Source organism: Bordetella sp. 15P40C-2 (assembly GCF_009763235.1).
In the GTDB taxonomy this organism is placed as follows: Bacteria; Pseudomonadota; Gammaproteobacteria; order Burkholderiales; family Burkholderiaceae_B; genus Bordetella_A.
Map to the genome: position 1 here is coordinate 349,189 of NZ_WSJA01000025.1, position 22,240 is coordinate 371,428.

Below are 22,240 nucleotides of genomic sequence, written 5' to 3' on the forward strand. Positions count from 1 at the left end.
GATGAAAACCATCGATATCAACTCGGACCTCGGCGAGGGATTTGGAAGCTATGTCATGGCTGACGATGCCACGATTTTGTCGCTGATCACTTCCGCCAACGTGGCTTGCGGGTTTCATGCCGGCGACTTCATGACCATGCATGAAACGGCTACGCTGGCAAAACAAAATCGCGTCTGCATCGGGGCGCATGTCGGCTACCCTGATCGCCAAGGTTTCGGGCGCCGGCATATTGCCTATACCAGCAAAGAGCTTGAGCTGATGACGATCTATCAGCTGGGCGCCCTGCGCGCAATTGCAGAGAGTACGGGCATGCGTCTGACACATGCCAACTTCCACGGTGCGCTTGGAAATCTGTCCTTCGTGGACGAGGGTGTGGCGACGGCAGTGCTGCGGGCGCTCAAGACCTTTGATCCCGACCTCAAATTTGTCGCGCTGCCGAATACCGCCGCGTATAAGGTGGCACAGCGGCTGAACCTCGACATCGTCGCTTCTTTCCTGGCCGACCGGGCGTACACGCCCGAAGGCTTGCTGGTCGGACGAAAAACGCCGGGATCGTTGATCAAGGATCCCGCGCAGATCCGCGCCCGGGTACAGCGCGCGGTTGTTGAGGGTAAAGTGCGAGCCATCGACGGCACGGATCTCGACATGCCCGTCGATTCGATTCTCCTGCACAGCGACACGCCGGGCGCCATCGACATCGCCAAAACGATCCGCCAGGCCGTGAAAGACGTCGGCGGTCAGATTGCTCCATTTGCCTGAGACCCACCCGTCACTTACGCCTTGAAGTAAAACAAATCCGCCTCCTAGCACCACACCCGCGCGCCATCTTAGGTATGCTGACGGGTCGCGTAGGCTAGTTTGCAAAGGAGGCGTATGTTTATCTGTCGGCGATTCGTACAGTTCGGGCTAGTGTCGTTGGTGCTGGCGGGCTGCGCCAATACGGCGCCTAACAATCCGATGCAGACCAGGCTGAGCGCGCAACCGTCCAGTACGCTGACGCCCACGCGCATCGGCCCTGCCGCTCCCACTCCCGACGTACCGGCTGTGCCGACGCTCCCGGCGGATATGCGCCCCGAGATCCTTTCCTTTGCACAGCAGTTGGCTAATGAACGAAATCTGCCGCTGGAACCCATTGTGCAGGCGCTGTCCTCGGCTCAATACAACCCGACCGTGGCGCGCCTGATCGCGCCCGCTCCCCCTGGCAAGAAAATCTGGCGCAGCTGGAACACATACCGCTCGCGTTTTGTCGAGCCCAAGCGCATCAAATGGGGCCTGGAGTTCTGGCAAGAAAATCAGGCGCTATTGAACCAGGCCGCTCAGCGCTACGGCGTGCCTGCGTCCATCATCGTATCGATCATAGGGGTGGAAACGCTGTACGGGCGCAATATGGGCAACTTCCGCGTCCTGGATGCGCTTAGAACCCTGGCATTCGATTACCCCGACCCCAACCGGCCCGAGCGTGCAGAAATGTTCCGCGGCCAGCTTGCCGACTTTCTCGTATTGGCGTTAAACGGTAACCTCAGTATGGAGGCGACGGGATCCTTTGCCGGTGCCATCGGCATGCCGCAATTCATGCCGGGTAGCATCATGCGTTACGCGGTAGATGGAGACCAGGACGGGCGGATCGCGCTGACCCAGAGTGTCGATGATGCCGTCATGTCAGTAGGGAACTTCTTGGTGGAACACGGCTGGCAGCGCGGACTGCCGGTGTTCGTCCCCGTGCAGTTGCCCGCAGACCCTTCGGCACTGGCCACCGGTGGCCTCACGCCCACGCAGACCTGGCAAAGCCTGCAGGCGGCTGGGGCAAGGTTGTCGCCCAGTACCGGCCCCGCCAGCTGGCAGGAACGCCCGCTCGGCGTAGTGGATCTGGTCGAAGAAGCGCGCGGCACCGTGCAATATCGCACGGCGACCCCTAATTTCTACGCGCTCACGCAGTACAACCGCAGCTACTTCTACGCCACCGCCGTCAGCGATCTGGCCAGCGAGCTCGAAGCTAGGATGCCTCGTTAAACACGCCGGTCGATAGGTACCGGTCGCCGCGATCGCAGACGATAAAGACGATGGTGGCGTTCTCGACGCGCTCGCACACCCGTAGCGCCGCTACCAACGCACCGGCCGACGAAATGCCGCCGAAGATGCCTTCTTCCGCGGCCAGTCGCCGGGCCATGGATTCGGCCTCGCTTTGTTCGATGGACTCGTAGGCGTCCACCAAGTTGCGGTCGAAAATGGCGGGGAGATAGGCCTCGGGCCATTTACGGATCCCCGGAATCTGCGAACCCTCGGCGGGCTGCGCGCCGATGACCTGCACCGCGGCGTTGCACGATTTCAAATAGGTGGACACGCCCATGATGGTGCCGGTCGTACCCATCGCACTGACGAAATGGGTGACACGCCCGGCCGTTTGCGTCCAGATCTCCGGGCCGGTGCCCTCGATATGGGCACGTGGGTTATCCGGATTCGCGAATTGATCGAGTACCTTGCCCTTGCCTTCCGCCTGCATGGACATGGCGAGATCACGCGCGTATTCCATGCCGCCCTTACTGGCCGGCGTCAGGATCAACTCGGCGCCGTAAGCGGCCATCGCGGCGCGGCGCTCCACGGAAAGGTTATCCGGCATGATTAGAATCATGCGATAGCCCCGCATCGCGGCGGTCATCGCCAGCGCGATGCCGGTGTTGCCGCTGGTGGCCTCGATCAGGGTGTCGCCCGGCGCGATTTCGCCGCGCTCTTCGGCGTGCAGGATCATGGACAGCGCCGGGCGATCCTTCACCGAGCCGGCGGGGTTGTTGCCCTCTAGCTTGGCGAGGATGACATTGCCCCGTGACTGCGCCACCGCGCCAGGAATGCGTTGCAGACGGACCAGAGGCGTATTGCCGACGGTTTGTTCGATGGTGGGATAGGAGGAAGTAGCCATAAATCCATCATACCTGCGCTTTCCTGACCAGAGGGATAAAAGTCGGGTTGATGGCAGGGATTCCTGCCGGTGGACCCTGGGGGCTTAGCGGGCGGCAATCGGAACAGTCGCCAGCCACAGGCAATGAGCGCTATATCGCTATCGCCCAGTCGTCACTGGCGCGGGCAATGGCGTGCCCGCTGGTACAGGCGTCACTGGCGGCAGCGCGGGCGCAAAATGCGGGGACGCGATCGAGCTAGGGGTGATCACCCTGGCTGCGCCCATGCCACCGCCTGCGGTCAGCCCGGCGTCGCGCAAGCGCGCCAGGCGCTTGCGTCCTATCCCGCGAACGCGATCCGACAGATCTTCCAGCGATTCATAGGGGCCGGCTCGTTCGCGCTCTTGGACAATCATTTGCGCGGTCCGTGGGCCCACGCCGTTAAGGGTCTCTAACTGCGCCGCCGTGGCCGTGTTCGCGTCAAGCGCGTGGGCCAGCGTGGCCGCTGCGCACAACCAGCACAGGCTCAGCACACGGGTCATAATGCTGACGATTCGCAAAAGCGAAACCGACCTGGACGGGCGCACCGGGCGTCCGCGGCCCACCAACGGCCAACGCACGCCAAAGCGTCTGTTTGACACGAGGTGATCATGAGATGAGTGCGGCGCTGGGGGTTTCGACATCATGGCGTAGCCTCTCCGTAAAAATGAAGGCGGATCGATTGATCCGCCCGTGGAGAGCCATGATGCCAGCACGCATCAGCGTCAGGGTGCCCGAGTGAACGAAATGATCACTCAGGGAAACACCCTAGAGATCGCTTCAGCCCTGGCGGGCACGCCAGTATTTCACGTACTCCGTCACGCCCGTCTGCACGTCGCGCATGGGCGCGGTAAAGCCGGCCGCGCGCAACTGCGTGTCATCGGCACGGGTGTAGCTTTGATAACGGCCTTTCAAATCATCCGGGAACGGGATATAGCGCAGCAAGCCTTGCTTGACCAGTTCCTCGAGCGACAAGGCCGGCTCGCCCTGCTCTGCACGCAGCGCGTTAACCACAGCCATCGCCACATCGTTAAACGGTTGCGCCCGGCCGGTACCGCAGTTGAAAATCCCGGAAGTCTCGGGATGATCCAGAAAATGCAGATTCACCGCGACCACATCGTCCACCGAGATAAAGTCGCGGCTTTGACCGCCGTCGGGATAACCATCCCAGCCGGCGAATAAACGCACATGCCCCTCGGCGAGGAACTGATTCATGTTGTGAAAAGCCACGGAGGCCATGCGGCCCTTGTGCTGTTCATGCGGCCCATAGACGTTGAAATACCGCAGGCCCACCACTTGGGCTGTCAGCCTCGACATGCGCTGGCGCAGCACCTGATCGAACAGCAGTTTGGAGTAACCATAGACGTTCAGCGGCCGCTCATTCGCAGGGTCCTCGACATACACGGACGAGCCGCCGTACACCGCGGCCGACGAGGCATACAGAAACGGCACACGGTACGCCTGGCAATATTCGAAGAGCTCGAGCGTCACACGATAGTTGTTATCCATCATGTAACGGCCATTGCGCTCGGTGGTGTCCGAACACGCGCCCTGATGCAGTACCGCACGCAAAGGCGGCAGCTCGCGCGCCAGCACCCGGCGACGGAATTCGTCCTTATCGAGATAGTCGGCGATCTGCAAATCGACCAGATTGCGGAACTTGTCGCCCTCGGTCAGATCATCGACGGCGATGATGTCGGTAATGCCGCGGCGGTTCAGGCCACGCACGAGATTATTGCCGATAAAGCCGGCGGCGCCTGTCACGACGATCATTGGGATACTCCTGCTAATTCTGCGGCGGTCACAATCGATGTGCCCAGTTTGCCCACGACGATGCCACCGGCGCGGTTCGCCCAGCGCATCGCATCGTTCCACGGCTGTCCGATGGCACGCATGGTCGCAAGCGTTGCCAACACGGTATCGCCCGCGCCCGACACATCGAAAACTTCGTGCGCCTGCGCATCGACATGTGAGCGACCGGCCGCCGTAAATAATGTCATGCCTTGCTCGGAGCGCGTAACCAGCAGCGCTTCGAGGTCCAGTTCCTCGCGCAGCTTCTGCGCGCGTTCAGTGAGCTGCGACTCCGTGGTCCAACGGCCCACGGCCTCTTGCATCTCGGCCCGGTTCGGGGTTACCAAGGTCGCGCCACGATAGCGCGTGTAATCGTCGCCCTTGGGATCCACCAGCACAGGCACACCTGCTTTCCGTGCCATCGCAATCATGGACTGGACGCGCGATAGCGCGCCTTTGGCATAGTCGGAAAGCACCAACACATCGTGTTGCGCCAATTGCTGGGCGACCCGCGTGTCCAAATCGTCCAGCGTTGCCGGTTCCGGCGCTTGCTCGAAATCCACGCGCAGCAGTTGTTGCTGGCGGCCCAGGACACGCAGCTTCAACGTGGTGGGATTCTCGGCATCGGCCACCAGATCGGCTTGTATGCCTGCCTCGGTGGCCAGACGGCTGATGCTTTCCCCCGCCTCGTCGGTCCCTACCAGGCCGATCAGGGTGGCATGCCCGCCTAACGCCACGACATTGCGCGCCACGTTGGCGGCGCCGCCCAAACGGTCCTCGCGGCGCGCCACGCGCACCACGGGCACGGGCGCCTCGGGAGAAATACGTTCGACTTCGCCGAACCAATAGCGATCCAGCATCACGTCACCGACGACGAGCACGCGAGATCGGGCCATCGCATCCAGGGGGAGTGCGTTCATTCAAGCTCTTCCAAACGACGCGGTGCATAGGTTTCCCAGCCGTTGCACCCCGGACATTGCCAATAATAGCGCCGCGCCTGGAAGCCGCAGTTGCGGCACGCATAGCGATCGAGACGCTGGGTATGTTTGTGTATCAGGCTGCGCAACAGACTGAGATCGGCACCGGGCACGGGACCTTGCTCGTCGCCCGGCTGCTGCGCGTCGGCGCTGCTGAGTTCCGCCTCCAACAGACGATCCAGACCCAGAAGAGACGGATGATGCCGTAGCGCTGCCCGCGCGAACGCCCACGCCGGCGTCGCGCCCTGCTGCACGCGCAGCTCGCGAAATACGACGTTGAACAAATCCAGCGAGGGATAACGGTCGTACTGATTGCGCAGCAATTCAAGGCCTTGGGCGGCCTGCCCTGCTTGACGATAATTCGCCAGCAACTGCTCGGCCACCTGACCGGCGAATTCGGGCGCGTCGGCCAGGATGGATTCCAGATACAGGCGCTCGCGCTTGGCATCGGCTTCTAGCTGAGCCAGCCGGGCGCGCAGCATGGCGCTGCGTACACGGGCGGGCTTGCCCGACGTATCGGCTTGCTTTAGAAGCTTTGCCGCATGATCTGCCGCATCCAGCGCGGCATGCGCCGTTTCCGCATCGAAGGGATTGGCCGTCAACGCCGCCTGTGCCTGCTCGCAGTAGTAATGCACGATTTGCGGGACCGGCTCATCGACCAGTCCCTGTAGGGTTTTGACAGCCTCGATCGCGCGCGGCCAATCGTGTTCGGACTCGTAGATACGAATCAACGAACGCAACGCGGGCAGTGCATAACGGGTGTCTTTCAACTGCTCGAAGGCGCTCTCGGCGCGATCGAGCATGCCCGCCTTCAGAAAGTCGTGTGCCAGCTCATGCTGCGCGTGTTCGCGTTCGGCCTCGGGCAGATCGGAACGGCTCAACAGGCTCTGATGCACGCGAATGGCGCGCTCCATCTCACCACGCCGACGAAACAGGCTGCCCAGCGCGAAGTGCAACTCCGTGGTTTCCGGATCCAACTTCGCCACTTCGACGAACGCGTCAATGGCGCGATCGGGCTCCTCGTTAAGCAGAAAGTTCAGGCCCTTGAAATACGAATCGGGCAGCGTGCGCGTTTCGCGCAGCATCTGCCGGAAATCAAAGCGCGCTGCCAACCACCCCAGTGCAAACAGCACCGGTACAAATATCAACCACCAAGGTTCAAAGTCCACGCAATATGCTCAAGTTCGTAGCGGTAAAAATGGCGCGACTCAAAGCGGCGACATCGGCGCGATCGCTTCCGGCGCAATCTCAGGGGTCGTACCCGCGGCGGCAGCCTGCAGGCGTTCGACCTCGCGACGCAGGCGCATGGCTTCGCGACGCCGGCGTAGTGCGGCCGGCACGGTCAGCAACAGCCCAAATATCGTGCCCACGACAAAAGTCACCAGCATCACTACGATCAGCGGCACGTCCTGCAGCACATGATCGCCATAGAAGTTGACCTCGACCGGGCCGGTGTTCTTCAGGGCGAACATCAGTACCACAACAAAGACGAGCAATCGCAGTGCCCAGATTAGGTAGCGCATGGCGCATGCTCCAGAGAATTCGAGACACTCGATTGTAAGCGGAAGCGGCCCAACTCCGCGCAAGCGCCCTGCTGTGCGCTCCATAAAACAAGACCCCCTGGATGTCGTTGAGACACCCAGGGGGTCAGATACCTCTATCGGGACAGCCGATACAGCCCTGATTACATGGCGTGCATGCCCATCAGGGTAGGCATCGAGTCATCTGAAATATCATCAGACGACACCGCGCTTTGTGTATCAGCCGCCAGATCCACCCGCTCGCGCAGCTCCTTGCCGGCCTTGAAATGCGGCACCTGTTTACCAGGCACCAGCACTTGTTCGCCCGACTTGGGGTTGCGTCCGATGCGGGGTGAGCGCCGCGACAGCGAAAAGCTGCCAAATCCACGAATCTCGATGCGCTGACCCGAGGCTAAAGCCTGGGCCATGGCATCCAGTATGGTCTTGACCGCGTAATCGGTGTCGCGGGCGGCCAGCTGGGGATAGCGGGCCGCCAAAGCGGCGATCAGCTCCGACTTGGTCACTATCAGCCGTCGTTACGCTGTTGGTCCAGCTTGGCCTTGAGCAGCGCGCCCAGGTTGGTCGTGCCCGACGAAGCGCTGGCTTCGGACATGCGTTGCAGCGTGTCGGCGGTTTCGGCGTTGTCGCGGGCCTTGATCGACAGTTGGATCGAACGCGTCTTGCGGTCGACGTTGACGATCATGGCTTCGACGTTCTGGCCTTCCTTCAGCACGGTGGTCGCGTCTTCGACACGGCCCGACGAGATTTCGGAAGCACGCAGGTAGCCTTCGACGTCCACCGACAGGGTCACCACGGCGCCCTTGGCTTCGACCGACTTGATCACGCCCGGAACCACGGCACCCTTGTCGTAGGTAGCAACGAAGTTGTTGAACGGATCGCCTTCGAGCTGCTTGATACCCAGCGAGATGCGTTCCTTGTCGGTGTCGATGCCCAGAACCACGGCTTCGATTTCGTCGCCCTTCTTGAAGTTGCGAACGGCTTCTTCGCCGGTCTCGGCCCACGACAGGTCGGACAAGTGAACCAGGCCATCGATACCGCCAGGCAGACCGACGAACACGCCGAAATCGGTGATCGATTTGATGGCGCCGCGGACCTTGTCACCACGCTTGAAGTTGGTGGCGAACTCTTCCCACGGGTTTTGACGGCACTGCTTCATACCCAGGGAGATACGACGACGGTCTTCGTCGATTTCCAGGACCATGACTTCGACTTCTTCGCCCAGGGTCACGACCTTGCGCGGATCGACGTTCTTGTTGGTCCAGTCCATTTCGGAGACGTGCACCAGGCCTTCGATGCCGGCTTCGACTTCGACGAACGCGCCGTAGTCGGTCAGGTTCGTCACCTTGCCGAACAGACGGGTGCCTTGCGGGTAGCGGCGAGCCAGACCCACCCACGGATCTTCGCCCAGCTGCTTGACGCCCAGCGACACGCGGCTCTTTTCTTGGTCGAACTTGAGGACCTTGGCTTCGACTTCCTGACCCACTTGCAGGACTTCGGACGGGTGACGCACGCGGCGCCATGCCATGTCGGTGATGTGGAGCAGGCCATCGATGCCGCCCAGGTCAACGAACGCACCGTAGTCGGTGATGTTCTTGACCACGCCCTTGACCACGGCACCTTCGTGCAGCGTTTCGAGCAGTTTTTGACGCTCTTCACCCATGCTGGCTTCCAGCACTTGGCGGCGCGACAACACGACGTTGTTGCGCTTGCGATCGAGCTTGATGACCTTGAATTCGAGGGTCTTGCCTTCGTACGGGGTCGTGTCCTTGACGGGACGCAGATCGACCAGCGAACCGGGCAAGAACGCGCGGATGCCGTTGGTCATGACGGTCAGGCCGCCCTTGACCTTGCCGGTAATGGTGCCGGTAACCAGCTCGCCGTTTTCGAGGGCCGTTTCCAGCTGCAGCCAGGCCGACAGGCGCTTGGCGCGGTCACGCGACAGGATGGTGTCGCCGTAGCCGTTTTCCAGGGAATCGATTGCCACCGAGACGAAGTCGCCGGGTTGCACTTCCAGCTCGCCCTGGTCGTTCAGGAATTCTTCCAGGGGGATCAGCGCTTCGGACTTCAGGCCGGCATTGACGACGACGAAGTTGTGATCAACGCGCACGACTTCAGCGCTGATGACTTCGCCGGACTTCATGTCCTGGCTCTTGAGGCTTTCTGCGAAGAGGTCGGCGAAGCTTTCGCCGCCGGTGGCGGGAGTGGAAACGGAAGACATTGAGTTGAAATCCATGGGGCCAAAATGGCCATTAAAAACACACCGAAGCGGTTTGTCCGCGACAGTGGAGTGAATAAACCTGCTGGCTGCCAACGGCTATAGACCGGATGTCTGCCGCCGCCCGTCGCCAACAGGGCGACAAACTGTCAAAGCGCCTTCCAGAGATCCAGCACGGCCGCTACAGTCTGCTCGATCGTCAGAGCCGACGAATCCAGCACTTTCGCATCAGCCGCAGGCGCTAGAGGCGCTACGCTGCGTTGCATATCGCGCGCATCGCGCTCGCGCATGTCACGCAGAAGGTCGTCAAGATTAGCAGGAATTCCCTTGTCGATCAACTGCTTACAACGTCTCTGCGCGCGCGCTTCTACGTCGGCGATCAAAAAGACCTTCAGGCCGGCGTCCGGAAACACCACCGTGCCCATGTCCCGGCCATCGGCCACCAGGCCCGGCCAGGTCCGGAAGGCGCGCTGACGGTCGAGCAAAGCTTGGCGCACGGCGGGGTACGCGGCGATGCGGGAAGCCATGTTGCCCACCTGCTCCTGACGAATCGTACCGCTGACGTCCTCACCCTCTAATAGAATTCGTTCGCCATCGAAGCGGACATCGAGGTGGCGCGCCAGATCGGCCACCGCGGCCTCGTCATCGGCCGACACGCCCCGATTCAGCACCATCAGTGCGGTCAAGCGGTACAAGGCACCGCTATCGAGTGTGGTCCATCCCAGCGCTTGCGCGACCCGGTGCGCAATGGTGCCTTTGCCCGAGGCCGTCGGACCGTCGATGGCAATCACGGGAGCCAGTCCCTCGCCCGGGGTGACAGATAGATCAGTCATATCAGTTCGCATTGGCGCCAGTGACTAGCCCGGCGTACACATCAAAATATTCGGGGAACGTCTTGCGAACGCAGCCCGGTTCCATAATCCGCACGGCAGCCGGCCCAAACGCAGCCAGCGAAAAACACATCGCCATGCGGTGATCATCCCATGTGCCGATATGGGCGTCGCGCCAGGCGTTGTCAGCCGGCGGCGTGATTTCGAGCCAATCGGGGCCGGACGCCACCGTCGCACCCAGTTTTTCCAGCTCGGTGTGCATGGCGTGAATCCGGTCGGTTTCCTTGACTCGCCAGCTACCGATGTTACGCAAGCGGCACTTGCCATCGGCAAATAGCGCCAGCGCGGCCGCCGTCATGGCAGCATCCGGAATCAGATTGAAATCGGTATCGAAAGCTTTGAGCCGTTCGCCGCGATCGACACAGACACCGCGTGATTCGATCCAATCGGGGCCATACGTAATCTGCGCACCCATTGCCTGCAACGTTTGCGCAAAGGCGACGTCGCCCTGAATGCTTTGCTCGCCCACGCCCGTGACCCGCACCGGGCCGCCACCAATCGCGCCCAACGCCAGAAAATAGGACGCCGACGAAGCATCCCCCTCGACGGCGATCGCGCCGGGGCTGCGATACGAGGCGCCAGCCTCCACCGTAAATCGCTGCCAGCCATCGCGTCGCACCTGCACGCCGTAACGCGCCATCAGGTTCAGGGTGATTTCAATATAGGGTTTGGAGATAAGTTCGCCGACAACCTCGATGACGACGGGCCGATCGCTCGACTGGGTCAAAATCGGCGCGGCAAGCAGCAAGGCAGTCAGAAATTGGCTGGACACCGATCCCTGCACTCGGGCGGCCGTATCAGCGCGCAGCGTACCGACGCCAATTTGCAACGGGGGGTAGCCCTCTTGCCCGAGATACTCGACCTCGGCGCCCCACTGACGCAACGCATCGACCAGATCCCCGATGGGACGCTCGTGCATACGCGGCACACCGCTCAGGCGGTAGTGGCCGCTCATCAAGGCAAGCGCCGCGGTCAACGGACGAAACGCAGTACCGGCGTTGCCCAAAAAGAGCTGCGCGTCTTTGACGGGAAAGCGCCCCGCTCCGACCACCGTGACGCGGCCTTGGCCGTGTTCGGTGACGTTCACGCCCAGCTGGCGCAATGCGTCGAGCATGACGCGGGTGTCATCGGAATCGAGCAATCCCGAGACCTCTGTCTGCCCAGCCGCCAGCGCGGCCAGTAGCAACACACGATTCGAAATACTCTTGGAACCGGGCAACGCCACTTCCCCACTGGCGCGATGCGCGCGAGGTAGATCCAGATATGCCTGTGCGCTCATGAAACTCACTCCTTGCGCCAATTGCGGCGTGCGTCGGCCGCTTGCGCCAATAGCGCCTCCAGCGCCTGACCATCGCCTTGCATCATGGCGCTTTCAAACTGATCCAAGATGTCGCGCACGGCCGCGAGCTCCGATTGCAGCGCGTCGCGATTCGACAAAAAGATATCGCGCCACATTTCGGGCGAACCCGCCGCGATCCGCGTGAAATCGCGAAAACCCGAGCCCGCGATCGCCAGACGCAGCTCGGCGTCTTTGGCTTGCGCGACCTGAGCCATATAGGCCGCCGAGAGCAAGTGCGGCATATGACTGACCGAACCCAGCACGCGATCGTGCGCATCCGCGTCCATATCAATCACGCGAGCCCCGCAACCCTGCCAGAGCGCACGCACACGCTCAACGTCTGCCGGCGCGTTTTCAGGCATGGGCGTGAGAATCACCGTGCGATCGTGATACAACGCGGCATCCGCTGCGGAAGGGCCGCTGCGCTCCGCGCCGGCGATGGGATGCCCGGGCACGAACTGCGCCACGCGCTCGCCCAGCGCCTCGCGGGCGGCTTGAACCACCTCGCATTTAGTACTGCCCGCATCAGTGACCACGGTGTCAGCACGCAAATGCGGTCGCATCTTCGCCAGCATGGGCGCGATACTCGATACGGGCGTAGCCAGCAAAATCACGTCCGCCTGGGCGGCTGCCTGTTCGGGCGTGGCCGCCTCGTCGATTAAGCCCAGCGATTGCGCCTCCGCCAGGGTCTGCGCATTGCGGCCCACACCGAGCACGCGCCCGACCTGCCCTGCCTCGCGCAATGCACGGGCAACCGAACCGCCGATCAGGCCCACGCCGACCACGGCCAGCACGGAAATCATGGGGCCACGGCCCCCTTGCGTCATCATGCCGACAAAATCTCAGTCAGTGCCGCGATGAAGCGTTCATTTTCTTCGGGCAAACCGACCGACACACGCAGCCACTCGGGCAATCCGTCACCCGCCACGGGACGCACGATCACGCCGCGCTTGAGCAATTCCAGGTTGATGCGCGCAGCGTCACCCACATGCACCAGCACGAAATTGCCGTAGCTGGGCACATAGCGCAGCGAGAGCTTTTCAAAGGCTTGCGAAAGCTGCTGCTTGCCCGCCTTGTTGACCGCGTAGGCGCGTTCCAGGTACTCGGTATCGGCCAGGGCGGCGATGGCGGCGGCCTGGGCAAGGCTGTTCACATTAAACGGCTGACGCACGCGGTTGAGCAGATCGGTCAAGACGGGCTGCGCAATCGCAAACCCAACGCGCAGACCCGCCAGACCATAGGCCTTGGAGAACGTGCGCGACACAATCAGATTAGGATACTTGCGCACCAACGCCACGCTATCGAAGCGCAGCTCGGGATCGAGGTACTCGTTATAGGCCTCGTCCAAGACCACCGTGACCCGGTCGCCATGCGCGGCATGAACACGCGCGAGGAAGGCGTCAATTTCGGTGCCGGGGACGAAGGTGCCAGTCGGATTGTTCGGATTCGCGATGAACAGCAAACGCGTGTCGTCGGCGATGGCCTCGAACATGGCGTTCAGATCGTGGCCGTAGTCGCGCGCCGGCACTTGGATATGACGCGCGCCGCGTGCTTGTGTGGCCAAGCGGTATACCGTGAAGGCATGCTGCGCATAGACCGCCGAAACGCCCGGCTCCAATAACGCCAGCGCCGCGATTTCCAGAATGTCGTTCGAACCGTTGCCCAGCGTGATCCACGATGCGGGCACATCGTAACGCTTGGCCAGCGCCGCCTTCAGGTCGAAGCCGTTAGGATCCGGATAGCGTGCCAGCGATGCGCTGGCGGCGGCCAAGGCAGCTTGCGCGGAGGCCGGCATGCCCAAGGGGTTCTCGTTGGACGCGAGCTTGACGATGTCGGCCGGATTCAGCCCAAATTCGCGAGCCAGTTCCTCAATGGGCTTACCTGCCTGATAGGGAGCAATGGCGCTAACGTGGGCGGGAGCGGTCAACGACTTTTGTGCGGAGTTCATGGAAGTGCGCGAGACGAAATAGTGACGGCGAATGGCAGCTCAGGCGCTGCGGGTCCAAAAGACGGGGTGAAGCAATAAGGATCGACGACGGGAATGACACCGGGATGGCAATCGGCGCGGTGACCTGCACCGCGCCGCGTATTACTGTGCCGGATACGAACCCAGTATCTTGAGAAACGCCGCTTGCGACTGCAGGTCGGCCAACGCGCGCGCCACTTGCGGGTCGTCGCGATGCCCCTGTACATCGATGTAGAAATAATATTCCCACTGGCCAGTACGGGCGGGACGCGACTCGAAGCGGGTCATCGACACACCGTTGGCCGCCATGGGCGCGAGCATGTCGTAGACCGCACCCGCGCGATTGGGCACCGCCATGATGAGGCTGGTCTTGTCCTTGCCGCTGGGCAGCGGCTGGAAATCCCCGATCGCCAGGAAACGCGTGCGGTTGTTCGGATCGTCCTGGATACCGGCCGAGACGATCTGCAGGTTCCATGCGGGAGCCGCCGTTTCGCCCGCGATCGCGGCGATGGTGGGATTCTCGCTGGCCACGCGTGCCGCTTCGGAATTGCTGGATTCGGCAATGCGTTCCAGGCCGGGATAGTTGCGATTCAACCAGCCCTGGCATTGCGCCAACGCCTGCGGGTGCGCCGCCACGGCTGTGATGCCTTCCATCGTGCCTGACTGGGTCATGAGGCAATGACGGATATCCAGGGAACGTTCGCCCAGGATCTTGGTAGGCGTATTGAGCAGCAGATCCAGCGTACGGTTGACCGCGCCTTCGGTGGAATTTTCCACGGGGACCATGCCCACATCCGCCTGACCGGCCTCGACCGCGCGAAACACCTCGTCAAACGACGGGCACGGCAGCGGCTGCACGGAGCGGCCGAAATGCTCATACGCGGCTTGTTCGGAAAAAGAACCGCGCGGGCCGAGAAACGCCACGGTCATGCCACGCTCTAGTCCACGGCAAGCGGAGATGATCTCCGTCCACACCGACGCAATGGCGTCGCGCGGGAACGGCCCGCGATTGAGCTGCTGCAGGCGGCGAATGATGTCGGCCTCGCGTTCCGGCCGCAACACCGGGCCGTCGGCGTTGGCCGCATGCTTGACTTCACCAACATCCTGCGCTGCCCGGGCGCGCTGACACAAGAGCTCCAGAATCTGAGCATCTATCGTATCGATCAGCTCGCGCAACGGGCGCAGCTTCGCTTGCAGGGAATTATCCATAACGGCGTTCGAACTCTCGCAGATAGTCAACCAGGGCTTGCACCCCTTCGAGGGGCATAGCGTTGTAAATCGAAGCGCGCATGCCACCGACGCTCTTATGACCCTTGAGCTGCATCAAACCCGCAGCCTCCGCGCCCTGCAGGAAGGCATCGTTCAAGGATTCATCGCGCAATACGAAGGGCACATTCATGCGGGAACGCACAGACGCCTGCACCGGATTGCGATAGAACGCCGTGCTGTCCAGATAACCGTAAAGCAGATCGGCCTTGGCGCGATTGGCGGATTCCATTGCGGCCACGCCGCCTTGGGCCTTGATCCACTTGAACACCAGACCGGCGATATAAATCGCGTACGCGGGCGGGGTGTTATAGCGCGAGTGTTCGGCCGCCACGTTGGCGTAATCGAAGGCCGACGGGCAAATGGGCAAGGCCTTGCCCAGCAGATCGCGGCGCGCGACAACCATGGTCACGCCAGCCGGGCCGGCATTTTTCTGCGCGCCCGCGAACATCAAACCGGCACGCGTCACATCCATCGGACGCGACAAGAAATGCGAGGAAGCATCGACGACCAGCGGCACATCGGGCGCGCCCAGCGCGGCCATGTCCGGCCAATCCATGAACTCCACGCCGTGAATGGTTTCGTTGCTGCACAGGTGCAGATAAGCCGCCTCGGGCCGCACGTTCCACGAATCCACGGGAGGCACCCAGGAGAACGGCGCCTGCTCGCGACCGTCGATGACCGTCGCCACGCCACTGGTGGCGGCGATTTGCGCGTCACCATAACGACCGGCCTCTTTATGGGAACGCGTGGACCAGTGCCCAGTCACCACGAAATCGGCGGCGGCATAGCCCCGGCGACCAATCAAGTTCATGGGCACAATGGCGTTTTCACCGAGGCCGCCGCCCTGCATGAACATCACGGCGTAGTCCGGGGGTACGCCCAGCAGTTCGCGCAGATCGGATTCGGCCGTATCGCAGATCTGCACGAAGTGCTTGCCGCGATGGCTCATCTCCATCACGGACATGCCGCTGCCGTTCCAGTCCAGCATCTCGGCTGCAGCTTGCTGCAGCACCGCCTCAGGCAAGGCCGATGGGCCGGCCGAAAAGTTCCAGGGACGAGCCATTATTGCTCCGTAGGTTCACTCGAATCATCCGACGCGCCAGCCTCGGCAGACGCATCGGCTTGCGCATCCGCATCTTCGACTTCGTCGTCGGCATCGCTTTCGACCACGCGACGCACACCAGACAAGGTGCTGCCATCGTCCACGCTGATGAGCGTGACGCCTTGCGTGGCGCGGCCCATCTCGCGGATCTCGCCCACACGCGTGCGCACCAGCACACCGCCCGTGGTGATTAGCATGATTTCGTCCGAAGGCATCACCAGCACCGCGCCCACCACCTTGCCGTTACGCGAGGAGGTCTGAATCGCGATCATGCCCTTGGTGCCCCGACCATGGCGCGTGTACTCGGTAATCGGCGTGCGCTTGCCGTAGCCATTCTCGGTCGCGGTCAACACGCTCTGCGACTCGTCGCCCGCCACCAGCAATGCGATGACTTGCTGACCGTCTTCCAGCGTCATGCCACGCACGCCACGCGCGTTGCGGCCCATCGGACGCACATCGTTCTCGTCAAAGCGCACGGCCTTGCCGGCATCGGAGAACAACATCACGTCATGTTTGCCGTCGGTCAGATCCGCACCGATCAGATAATCGCCCTCGTCCAGGCCGACTGCAATGATGCCGGCCTTACGCGGGTTCGAGAAATCGGACAGCGGAGTCTTCTTGACCGTACCGCGCGAGGTCGCCATGAAGACGAATCGATCTTCGCTGAACTCCTTGACCGGCAGCACGACCGTGATCTTCTCGCCATCGACCAGCGGGAACATATTGACGATCGGCTTGCCGCGCGAATTGCGCGTGCCTTGCGGGACTTCCCAGACCTTGAGCCAGTACACACGACCACGGTCGGAGAAGCACAACAGATAGTCGTGCGTGTTGGCGATAAAGAGCTGATCGATCCAATCGTTCTCTTTCATCGCGGTGGCTTGTTTGCCACGGCCACCGCGCTTCTGCGAACGGTATTCGGACAAGGGTTGGCTCTTGATATAGCCCGTGTGCGACAAGGTCACGACCATGTCGGTCGGGGTGATCAGATCCTCGGTATCGAGCTCGGTCGCATTCAGTTCGATTTCCGAACGGCGCGTGTCCTTGGCCGAGGTGGAAAACTCGGCCTTGATGGCTTGCAGTTCGTCGCTGATGATCGTCGTGATGCGCTCGGGCTTGGCCAGAATGTCCAACAGATCGGCGATGGTAGCCATGACGTCTTTGTATTCGCCAACGATCTTGTCCTGCTCCAGACCCGTCAGGCGTTGCAGACGCATGTTCAGGATTTCCTGCGCTTGCGTCTCGCTCAAGCGATACTTGCCATCGGCAAGCAGGCCGAAACTGTCGGGCAGATCGTCCGGACGGAACGCCGCGCGTCCACCCGCCGCATCCATGTCCGCACGCGAGAGCATTTCGCGCACCAGCGACGAATCCCACGAGCGCGACATCAACTCCTGACGCGCTACTGGCGGCGTCGGGGCTGCCTTGATGATTGCGATGAAGTCATCGATGTTCGCCAACGCGACAGCCAGACCCTCGAGCACATGGCCGCGTTCGCGGGCCTTGCGCAACTGGAATACAGTGCGGCGCGTCACCACTTCGCGGCGATGCTGCAGGAAGTAGCTGATCAACTGCTTCAGGTTGAGCAGGCGCGGCTGGCCGTCGACCAGCGCCACCAGGTTCATCCCAAAGGTGTCTTGCAGCTGCGTATTCTTATAGAGGTTATTAAGAATGACCTCGGGCACTTCACCGCGCTTGAGCTCGATGACCAGACGCATACCGTCTTTGTCGGACTCGTCGCGGATATCGGCGATGCCTTCGATCTTCTTTTCGTTGACCAGTTCGGCGATACGCTCTTGCAGCGTCTTTTTATTGACCTGGTAGGGAATGGCGTCAACCACAATGGCCTGACGGTTGCCCTTTTCCATGTCTTCGAAATGGACCTTGGCGCGCATCACGATACGGCCGCGACCGGTGCGGTAGCCCTCACGCACGCCGGACATGCCATAGATGATGCCGCCCGTCGGGAAATCGGGCGCCGGGATGACCTCGATCAGTTCATCGACGGTGCATTCGGGATTGCGCAGGCAATACAGGCACCCTTCCACGACCTCTGCGAGGTTGTGGGGCGGGATGTTCGTCGCCATGCCCACGGCGATGCCCGAGCTGCCGTTGACGAGCAAGTTAGGCAGGCGCGACGGCAGCAGGAGCGGTTCTTGCTCGCTACCATCATAGTTAGGCCCGAAATCGACGGTTTCTTGGTCGATATCGGCCAGCAACTCGTGCGCGATCTTGGCCAGGCGCACTTCGGTATAACGCATCGCCGCGGCGCTATCGCCGTCGATGGAACCGAAGTTACCTTGCCCGTCCACGAGCATGTAGCGCATGGAGAAATCCTGCGCCATCCGCACGATGGTGTCGTAGACCGATTGGTCTCCGTGTGGGTGGTATTTACCGATCACGTCACCAACGATACGCGCGGACTTCTTATATGCGCGGTTCCAATCGTTGTTGAGTTCATGCATCGCGTAGAGCACGCGTCGGTGCACTGGCTTGAGGCCGTCGCGCACATCTGGCAGCGCACGCCCCACGATCACGCTCATGGCGTAATCAAGGTAACTGCGGCGCATCTCTTCTTCCAGCGATACCGGAAGCGTCTCCTTGGCGAAGGAATCCATATATATAGCGACTGTTCGAGTAAGAGAACCCGGTTGGGTAAACGGGAAATTCTATCATCCGGGGCTCCAAGGCGGTTTTAGGCAGGGGATATCCCGGCAGCCTCCGTTACATCTAGTTATTACCGCGCCCTGTTGCGCGAAACCAACATCGTAGACGCGCAAGACCAATTAAAAGCCTATATCCGGGCCATATGCCCCTCGTCAGGGGAGCCAAAGCGGATCAAATGCCTTAAGATTGTTTCCAGCACGCAGGAGACTCAGTAGCGATTCTTTGAACCCTTTCCGAGCATTGCTATACTGACCCCGTTTCCTGATATGCGGCGGGGATTCGCTGCGAGTCACTTATCCAGCTTCAAGCTCAACGAGGAGAAACATGAACAAACCCTCCAAATTCGCTCTGGCGCTCGCCTTCGCCGCCGTTACGGCTGCCGGTGCTGCATCCGCGCAAACGGTGGACAACTGGCGTAATCCGTTTGGCGACGTGTGGATGAACGGTACGAACGAACTGTGCTGGCGCGATGCCTTCTGGACGCCGGCCACCGGCATCCCGGGCTGCGATGGCGTACCTGTTGCCCAAGCTCCGGTTGCCAAGCCGGCTCCGATGGCAAGCAAGGTCGTGTTCAACGCTGACACGTTCTTCGACTTCGACAAGTCCACCCTGAAGCCGGAAGGCCGTCAGTTGCTGGATCAAGTTGCCCAGCAAGCTCAAGCCATCAACCTCGAAACCATCATCGCTGTGGGCCACACCGACTCGATCGGTACGGAAGCCTACAACATGGGTCTGTCCGAGCGCCGCGCCGCTTCGGTTAAGGCCTACCTCGTGAGCCGTGGCATCGACCCGAACCGCATCTACACCGAAGGCAAGGGCGAAGCACAGCCCATCGCCTCGAACAAGACGCGTGAAGGCCGTGCCCAGAACCGTCGCGTGGAAATCGAGATTGTCGGTAGCCGCAACTAATCATTGACGCGCTAACCGCTACAATGAAGGGCCTCGCTTGCGAGGCCCTTTTTTTCATTCCGGCCGCGGTATGTTGGCGGCTGGACCACCCTGGCGTGAACGCGCGCCCTAATGGTTGATGCCCATGACCGACTCCGCACCCGCTACCACTCGCCCCGCCGTTAACGCCAACCAAGCCGAATTGGATAAATTCGCCGCCCTGGCCGCTCGCTGGTGGGACCCCGAGAGCGAGTTCAAGCCGCTGCACGCAATCAACCCGCTGCGTTTGAACTGGATCCAGGAAGTCGCCGGCGCGCTCGCTGGCCGCACCGTTCTGGACGTGGGCTGCGGCGGCGGCATTTTGTCCGAAAGTATGGCCGTGGCTGGCGCCAAGGTCACCGGCATAGACCTGGCCGAGCGTTCGCTGAAAATCGCGCGCTTGCATGGCCTGGAATCTGGTGTGAAGGTCGAATACCGTGCCGTCGCAGTCGAAGACCTCGCCGTCGAGCAGCCGGGTCAGTACGATGTAGTGACCTGCATGGAAATGCTCGAGCACGTCCCCGACCCCGGCTCCGTGGTGCGCGCCTGCGCGCAGTTGGTAAAACCGGGCGGATGGGTCTTCTTTTCCACGCTGAATCGCAACGTAAAGTCGTTTCTCTTCGCGATCCTGGGCGCGGAGTACATCCTCGGCCTGCTGCCGCGTGGCACGCATAGCCACGATCAATTTATCAAACCGAGCGAGCTCGCTGCGTCAGTACGCCAAGCCGGTTTGCAAGGCGTCAGCATGCGCGGAATGGAATACAACCCCTTGACCAAGGTGTACAGCCTGTCCGCCGATACGTCGGTCAACTACCTGATGGCGACCCGCAAACCCGAATGAGCGCCCTGATACTTTTTGATTTCGACGGCACGCTAGCCGACACCGCCCCGGACCTCGTCGCCGCGGCAAACCGCCAGCGCACGCGCCGTGGCATGGAGCCGCTGCCGTACGAAGAACTGCGTCCCGTAGCGTCGCAAGGCGCGCGTGGGCTGTTACGCGTCGCGCTGGGATTTTTGCCGGACCACCCGGATTATGAAGCGGCTCGTCTCCAATTCCTGGCCGATTACGCCGCCGGGTCGACGCAGCATAGTCGGCTGTTTCCGGGTATCGCGGAATTGCTGGCCGGCATACGCGAGCGCGGGCTGGCTTGGGGCATCGTCACCAATAAGGTGACGCACCTGACGCTGCCGATTGTGGAATTCCTGGGGTTGAACGAACACAGCGCCACCGTCGTATGCGGCGATACGACGGCGCACGCGAAACCGCACCCCCTACCCTTGCAGCACGCAGCACAGCAAGCGGGCTTTCCCACGAACCGCTGCGTGTATGTCGGCGATGATCTGCGCGATATACAAGCCGCGCATGCGGCGGGGATGCCTGCTGTAGCGGCGGCGTATGGCTATCTGGGTCAGGACGAGGATGTCACCGCCTGGGCCGCCGACGGGCTGGCCGAGTCGCCCGATGCGTTGTGGGCGGCGATCGAGCCGTTGCTGCCGGACGACCTGCGCTAGCGCGTCACGAGCCGGGCTGCCTTATTTGGGCACGGCGGCCTGCGCGACCGGTGTGTCCTCCAGCAGTCCCGCCGCCACCAAGCCGTTGCGCCATTGCGAGTGGCGGCTTGCCATATAGGCCGCTGTGTCCGCGCCACTGGCCTGGAACGCATCGGTACCCAGGGCATCCATCCGCTTCTGGAATTCCGGGTCGGCGGCGAGCTCCACCAATGCGCTTTCGACTTTTTGACGCACCTCCTGCGGCAAGCCCTTGGGTCCCGCCAAGCCTAACCAGGACACCACGTCCACCGTACTGAGTTTGAGCTGCGTGAGGGTCGGGACGTCCGGCGTTTCCGGCCAGGGGCGAACGCCCGCCACACTGAGTAAGCGCATACCCGAACCCAAATGCTGCAGAATATCCGTGGGGTTGCCGACGATCACATCGACATGCTTGCCCATCAAAGCCGTCTGCACCTCGGACCCGGATTTATAGGGCACGTTGACGAACTTGGTGCCGAATTTTTTGTTCATGTCCAACAGCAGCAAGCTGTTGAGCACGGCGCCCGAGCCTAAAAAGACTTCGCGCTTCTTCGCCTCATCGATGAGTGCCTGCATGGAGTCGATGCCAGAACTCGCATGCACCGCGACACCCAGGCGTACAGAACCGAAACTGCCCAGGAACGTGAAATCATCCGGACGATACTCGGCTTTGTTCAGATGGGGCGCGAGCGCAATCGACGAGCCTGTCACCATGCCAAGCTGATAGCCATCGGGCGCCTGCCGCCTGAGCCAGTCCATCGCGACGGTGCCCTGCCCTCCTGCGCGATTATGCACGACGACGGTTTTCCCCCATATCTTTTCGAGTTTGGCCGCCACGCTGCGCGCGACCAGATCGGTGTTTCCGCCTACCCCGTACATCACGGTCAAATTCACGTCTCGCTCGGGCCAATCCGCCCAGGACGGCGTCGATATCGCAACTGTCAGGCCTCCTAAGACAGCACACCATGCTTTTCTCATTTTCCATTGCCTCGTTTTATAGTGTTGTTAGATAGCGGCTGCGACACGCAGCACGCGACGCCACTGTCGAGTCGCCCGCGGTCCGAACGATCGATATACCTACTTCGGGTGGTGCGA

The 22,240-nt window shown here is 61.6% G+C and carries 21 protein-coding genes; 5 read left to right on the forward strand and 16 right to left on the reverse strand.

Annotated features, from left to right (window positions below; genetic code table 11):
- The first annotated feature begins 1 nt into the window (after position 1).
- A complete protein-coding gene (locus GOQ25_RS12415; RefSeq protein WP_160350766.1) occupies positions 2–760 on the forward strand; it encodes a LamB/YcsF family protein in 759 nt (252 codons plus the stop codon).
- Positions 761–874: 114 nt separating this feature from the next.
- Positions 875–2,011 (forward strand): lytic murein transglycosylase B, encoded by a 1,137-nt coding sequence (gene mltB, locus GOQ25_RS12420; protein ID WP_160350767.1) that lies wholly within the window; start codon positions 875–877, stop codon positions 2,009–2,011.
- Here the strand turns inward: mltB and cysM are convergent.
- The 15 genes from cysM to gyrA form a co-directional block, all read right to left on the reverse strand.
- Positions 1,995–2,915, reverse strand: coding sequence for a cysteine synthase CysM (cysM, locus tag GOQ25_RS12425; RefSeq protein WP_160350768.1), 921 nt, complete (start codon positions 2,913–2,915; stop codon positions 1,995–1,997). The genes mltB and cysM overlap by 17 nt on opposite strands.
- A 138-nt stretch (positions 2,916–3,053) precedes the next feature.
- Positions 3,054–3,434, reverse strand: a complete 381-nt coding sequence (locus GOQ25_RS12430) for a ComEA family DNA-binding protein (RefSeq protein ID WP_160350769.1) — start codon at positions 3,432–3,434, stop codon at positions 3,054–3,056.
- Between the two features lie 277 nt (positions 3,435–3,711).
- The gene (rfaD, locus tag GOQ25_RS12435) at positions 3,712–4,704 is read right to left on the reverse strand and encodes an ADP-glyceromanno-heptose 6-epimerase (protein WP_160350770.1); all 993 of its coding nucleotides are present in this window, start codon (positions 4,702–4,704) and stop codon (positions 3,712–3,714) included.
- Complete coding sequence (gene rfaE1 / locus GOQ25_RS12440) at positions 4,701–5,642, reverse strand: D-glycero-beta-D-manno-heptose-7-phosphate kinase (RefSeq protein WP_160350771.1); 942 nt, start codon at positions 5,640–5,642, stop codon at positions 4,701–4,703. The genes rfaD and rfaE1 overlap by 4 nt, the downstream gene beginning before the upstream one ends.
- Positions 5,639–6,868 (reverse strand): lipopolysaccharide assembly protein LapB, encoded by a 1,230-nt coding sequence (gene lapB / locus GOQ25_RS12445; protein ID WP_160350772.1) that lies wholly within the window; start codon positions 6,866–6,868, stop codon positions 5,639–5,641. Before lapB ends, rfaE1 begins: the two co-directional genes overlap by 4 nt.
- A gap of 39 nt (positions 6,869–6,907) precedes the next feature.
- Positions 6,908–7,222: a lipopolysaccharide assembly protein LapA domain-containing protein gene (locus GOQ25_RS12450; protein ID WP_160350773.1), complete on the reverse strand. Its 315-nt coding sequence runs from the start codon at positions 7,220–7,222 to the stop codon at positions 6,908–6,910.
- Between the two features lie 161 nt (positions 7,223–7,383).
- The gene (locus GOQ25_RS12455; RefSeq protein WP_160350774.1) at positions 7,384–7,743 is read right to left on the reverse strand and encodes an integration host factor subunit beta; all 360 of its coding nucleotides are present in this window, start codon (positions 7,741–7,743) and stop codon (positions 7,384–7,386) included.
- 2 nt (positions 7,744–7,745) lie between these two features.
- Complete coding sequence (rpsA, locus tag GOQ25_RS12460) at positions 7,746–9,458, reverse strand: 30S ribosomal protein S1 (RefSeq protein ID WP_160350775.1); 1,713 nt, start codon at positions 9,456–9,458, stop codon at positions 7,746–7,748.
- Between the two features lie 146 nt (positions 9,459–9,604).
- Entirely contained in the window at positions 9,605–10,288 is a 684-nt protein-coding gene (gene cmk, locus GOQ25_RS12465; RefSeq protein ID WP_160350776.1) for a (d)CMP kinase, read from the reverse strand.
- Between the two features lies 1 nt (position 10,289).
- Positions 10,290–11,624, reverse strand: a complete 1,335-nt coding sequence (gene aroA / locus GOQ25_RS12470; protein WP_160350777.1) for a 3-phosphoshikimate 1-carboxyvinyltransferase — start codon at positions 11,622–11,624, stop codon at positions 10,290–10,292.
- 5 nt (positions 11,625–11,629) lie between these two features.
- Positions 11,630–12,514: a prephenate dehydrogenase/arogenate dehydrogenase family protein gene (locus GOQ25_RS12475; RefSeq protein WP_160350778.1), complete on the reverse strand. Its 885-nt coding sequence runs from the start codon at positions 12,512–12,514 to the stop codon at positions 11,630–11,632.
- Positions 12,511–13,632 carry a histidinol-phosphate transaminase gene (gene hisC / locus GOQ25_RS12480; RefSeq protein ID WP_160350779.1) on the reverse strand — a complete coding sequence of 374 codons (1,122 nt, stop codon included), beginning with the start codon at positions 13,630–13,632 and terminating at the stop codon, positions 12,511–12,513. The genes GOQ25_RS12475 and hisC overlap by 4 nt, the downstream gene beginning before the upstream one ends.
- Before the next feature lie 141 nt (positions 13,633–13,773).
- Positions 13,774–14,859, reverse strand: a complete 1,086-nt coding sequence (pheA, locus tag GOQ25_RS12485; RefSeq protein WP_160350780.1) for a prephenate dehydratase — start codon at positions 14,857–14,859, stop codon at positions 13,774–13,776.
- Positions 14,852–15,985, reverse strand: a complete 1,134-nt coding sequence (gene serC / locus GOQ25_RS12490) for a 3-phosphoserine/phosphohydroxythreonine transaminase (RefSeq protein ID WP_370519950.1) — start codon at positions 15,983–15,985, stop codon at positions 14,852–14,854. Before serC ends, pheA begins: the two co-directional genes overlap by 8 nt.
- Positions 15,982–18,639, reverse strand: a complete 2,658-nt coding sequence (gene gyrA / locus GOQ25_RS12495) for a DNA gyrase subunit A (RefSeq protein ID WP_160350782.1) — start codon at positions 18,637–18,639, stop codon at positions 15,982–15,984. Before gyrA ends, serC begins: the two co-directional genes overlap by 4 nt.
- Before the next feature lie 373 nt (positions 18,640–19,012).
- Between gyrA and ompA the strand changes: the two genes are divergently transcribed.
- The 3 genes from ompA (at position 19,013) to GOQ25_RS12510 (ending at position 21,127) form a co-directional block, all read left to right on the forward strand.
- A complete protein-coding gene (gene ompA, locus GOQ25_RS12500; RefSeq protein WP_160350783.1) occupies positions 19,013–19,597 on the forward strand; it encodes an outer membrane protein OmpA in 585 nt (194 codons plus the stop codon).
- 124 nt (positions 19,598–19,721) lie between these two features.
- On the forward strand, positions 19,722–20,456 hold the full coding sequence (ubiG, locus tag GOQ25_RS12505; RefSeq protein WP_160350784.1) for a bifunctional 2-polyprenyl-6-hydroxyphenol methylase/3-demethylubiquinol 3-O-methyltransferase UbiG: 735 nt from the start codon (positions 19,722–19,724) through the stop codon (positions 20,454–20,456).
- Positions 20,453–21,127 (forward strand): HAD-IA family hydrolase, encoded by a 675-nt coding sequence (locus GOQ25_RS12510; protein WP_160350785.1) that lies wholly within the window; start codon positions 20,453–20,455, stop codon positions 21,125–21,127. The genes ubiG and GOQ25_RS12510 overlap by 4 nt, the downstream gene beginning before the upstream one ends.
- 21 nt (positions 21,128–21,148) lie before the next feature.
- Here the strand turns inward: GOQ25_RS12510 and GOQ25_RS12515 are convergent, their stop codons facing one another.
- On the reverse strand, positions 21,149–22,039 hold the full coding sequence (locus GOQ25_RS12515; protein ID WP_160350786.1) for a tripartite tricarboxylate transporter substrate binding protein: 891 nt from the start codon (positions 22,037–22,039) through the stop codon (positions 21,149–21,151).
- Between the last annotated feature and the right edge of the window lie 201 nt (positions 22,040–22,240).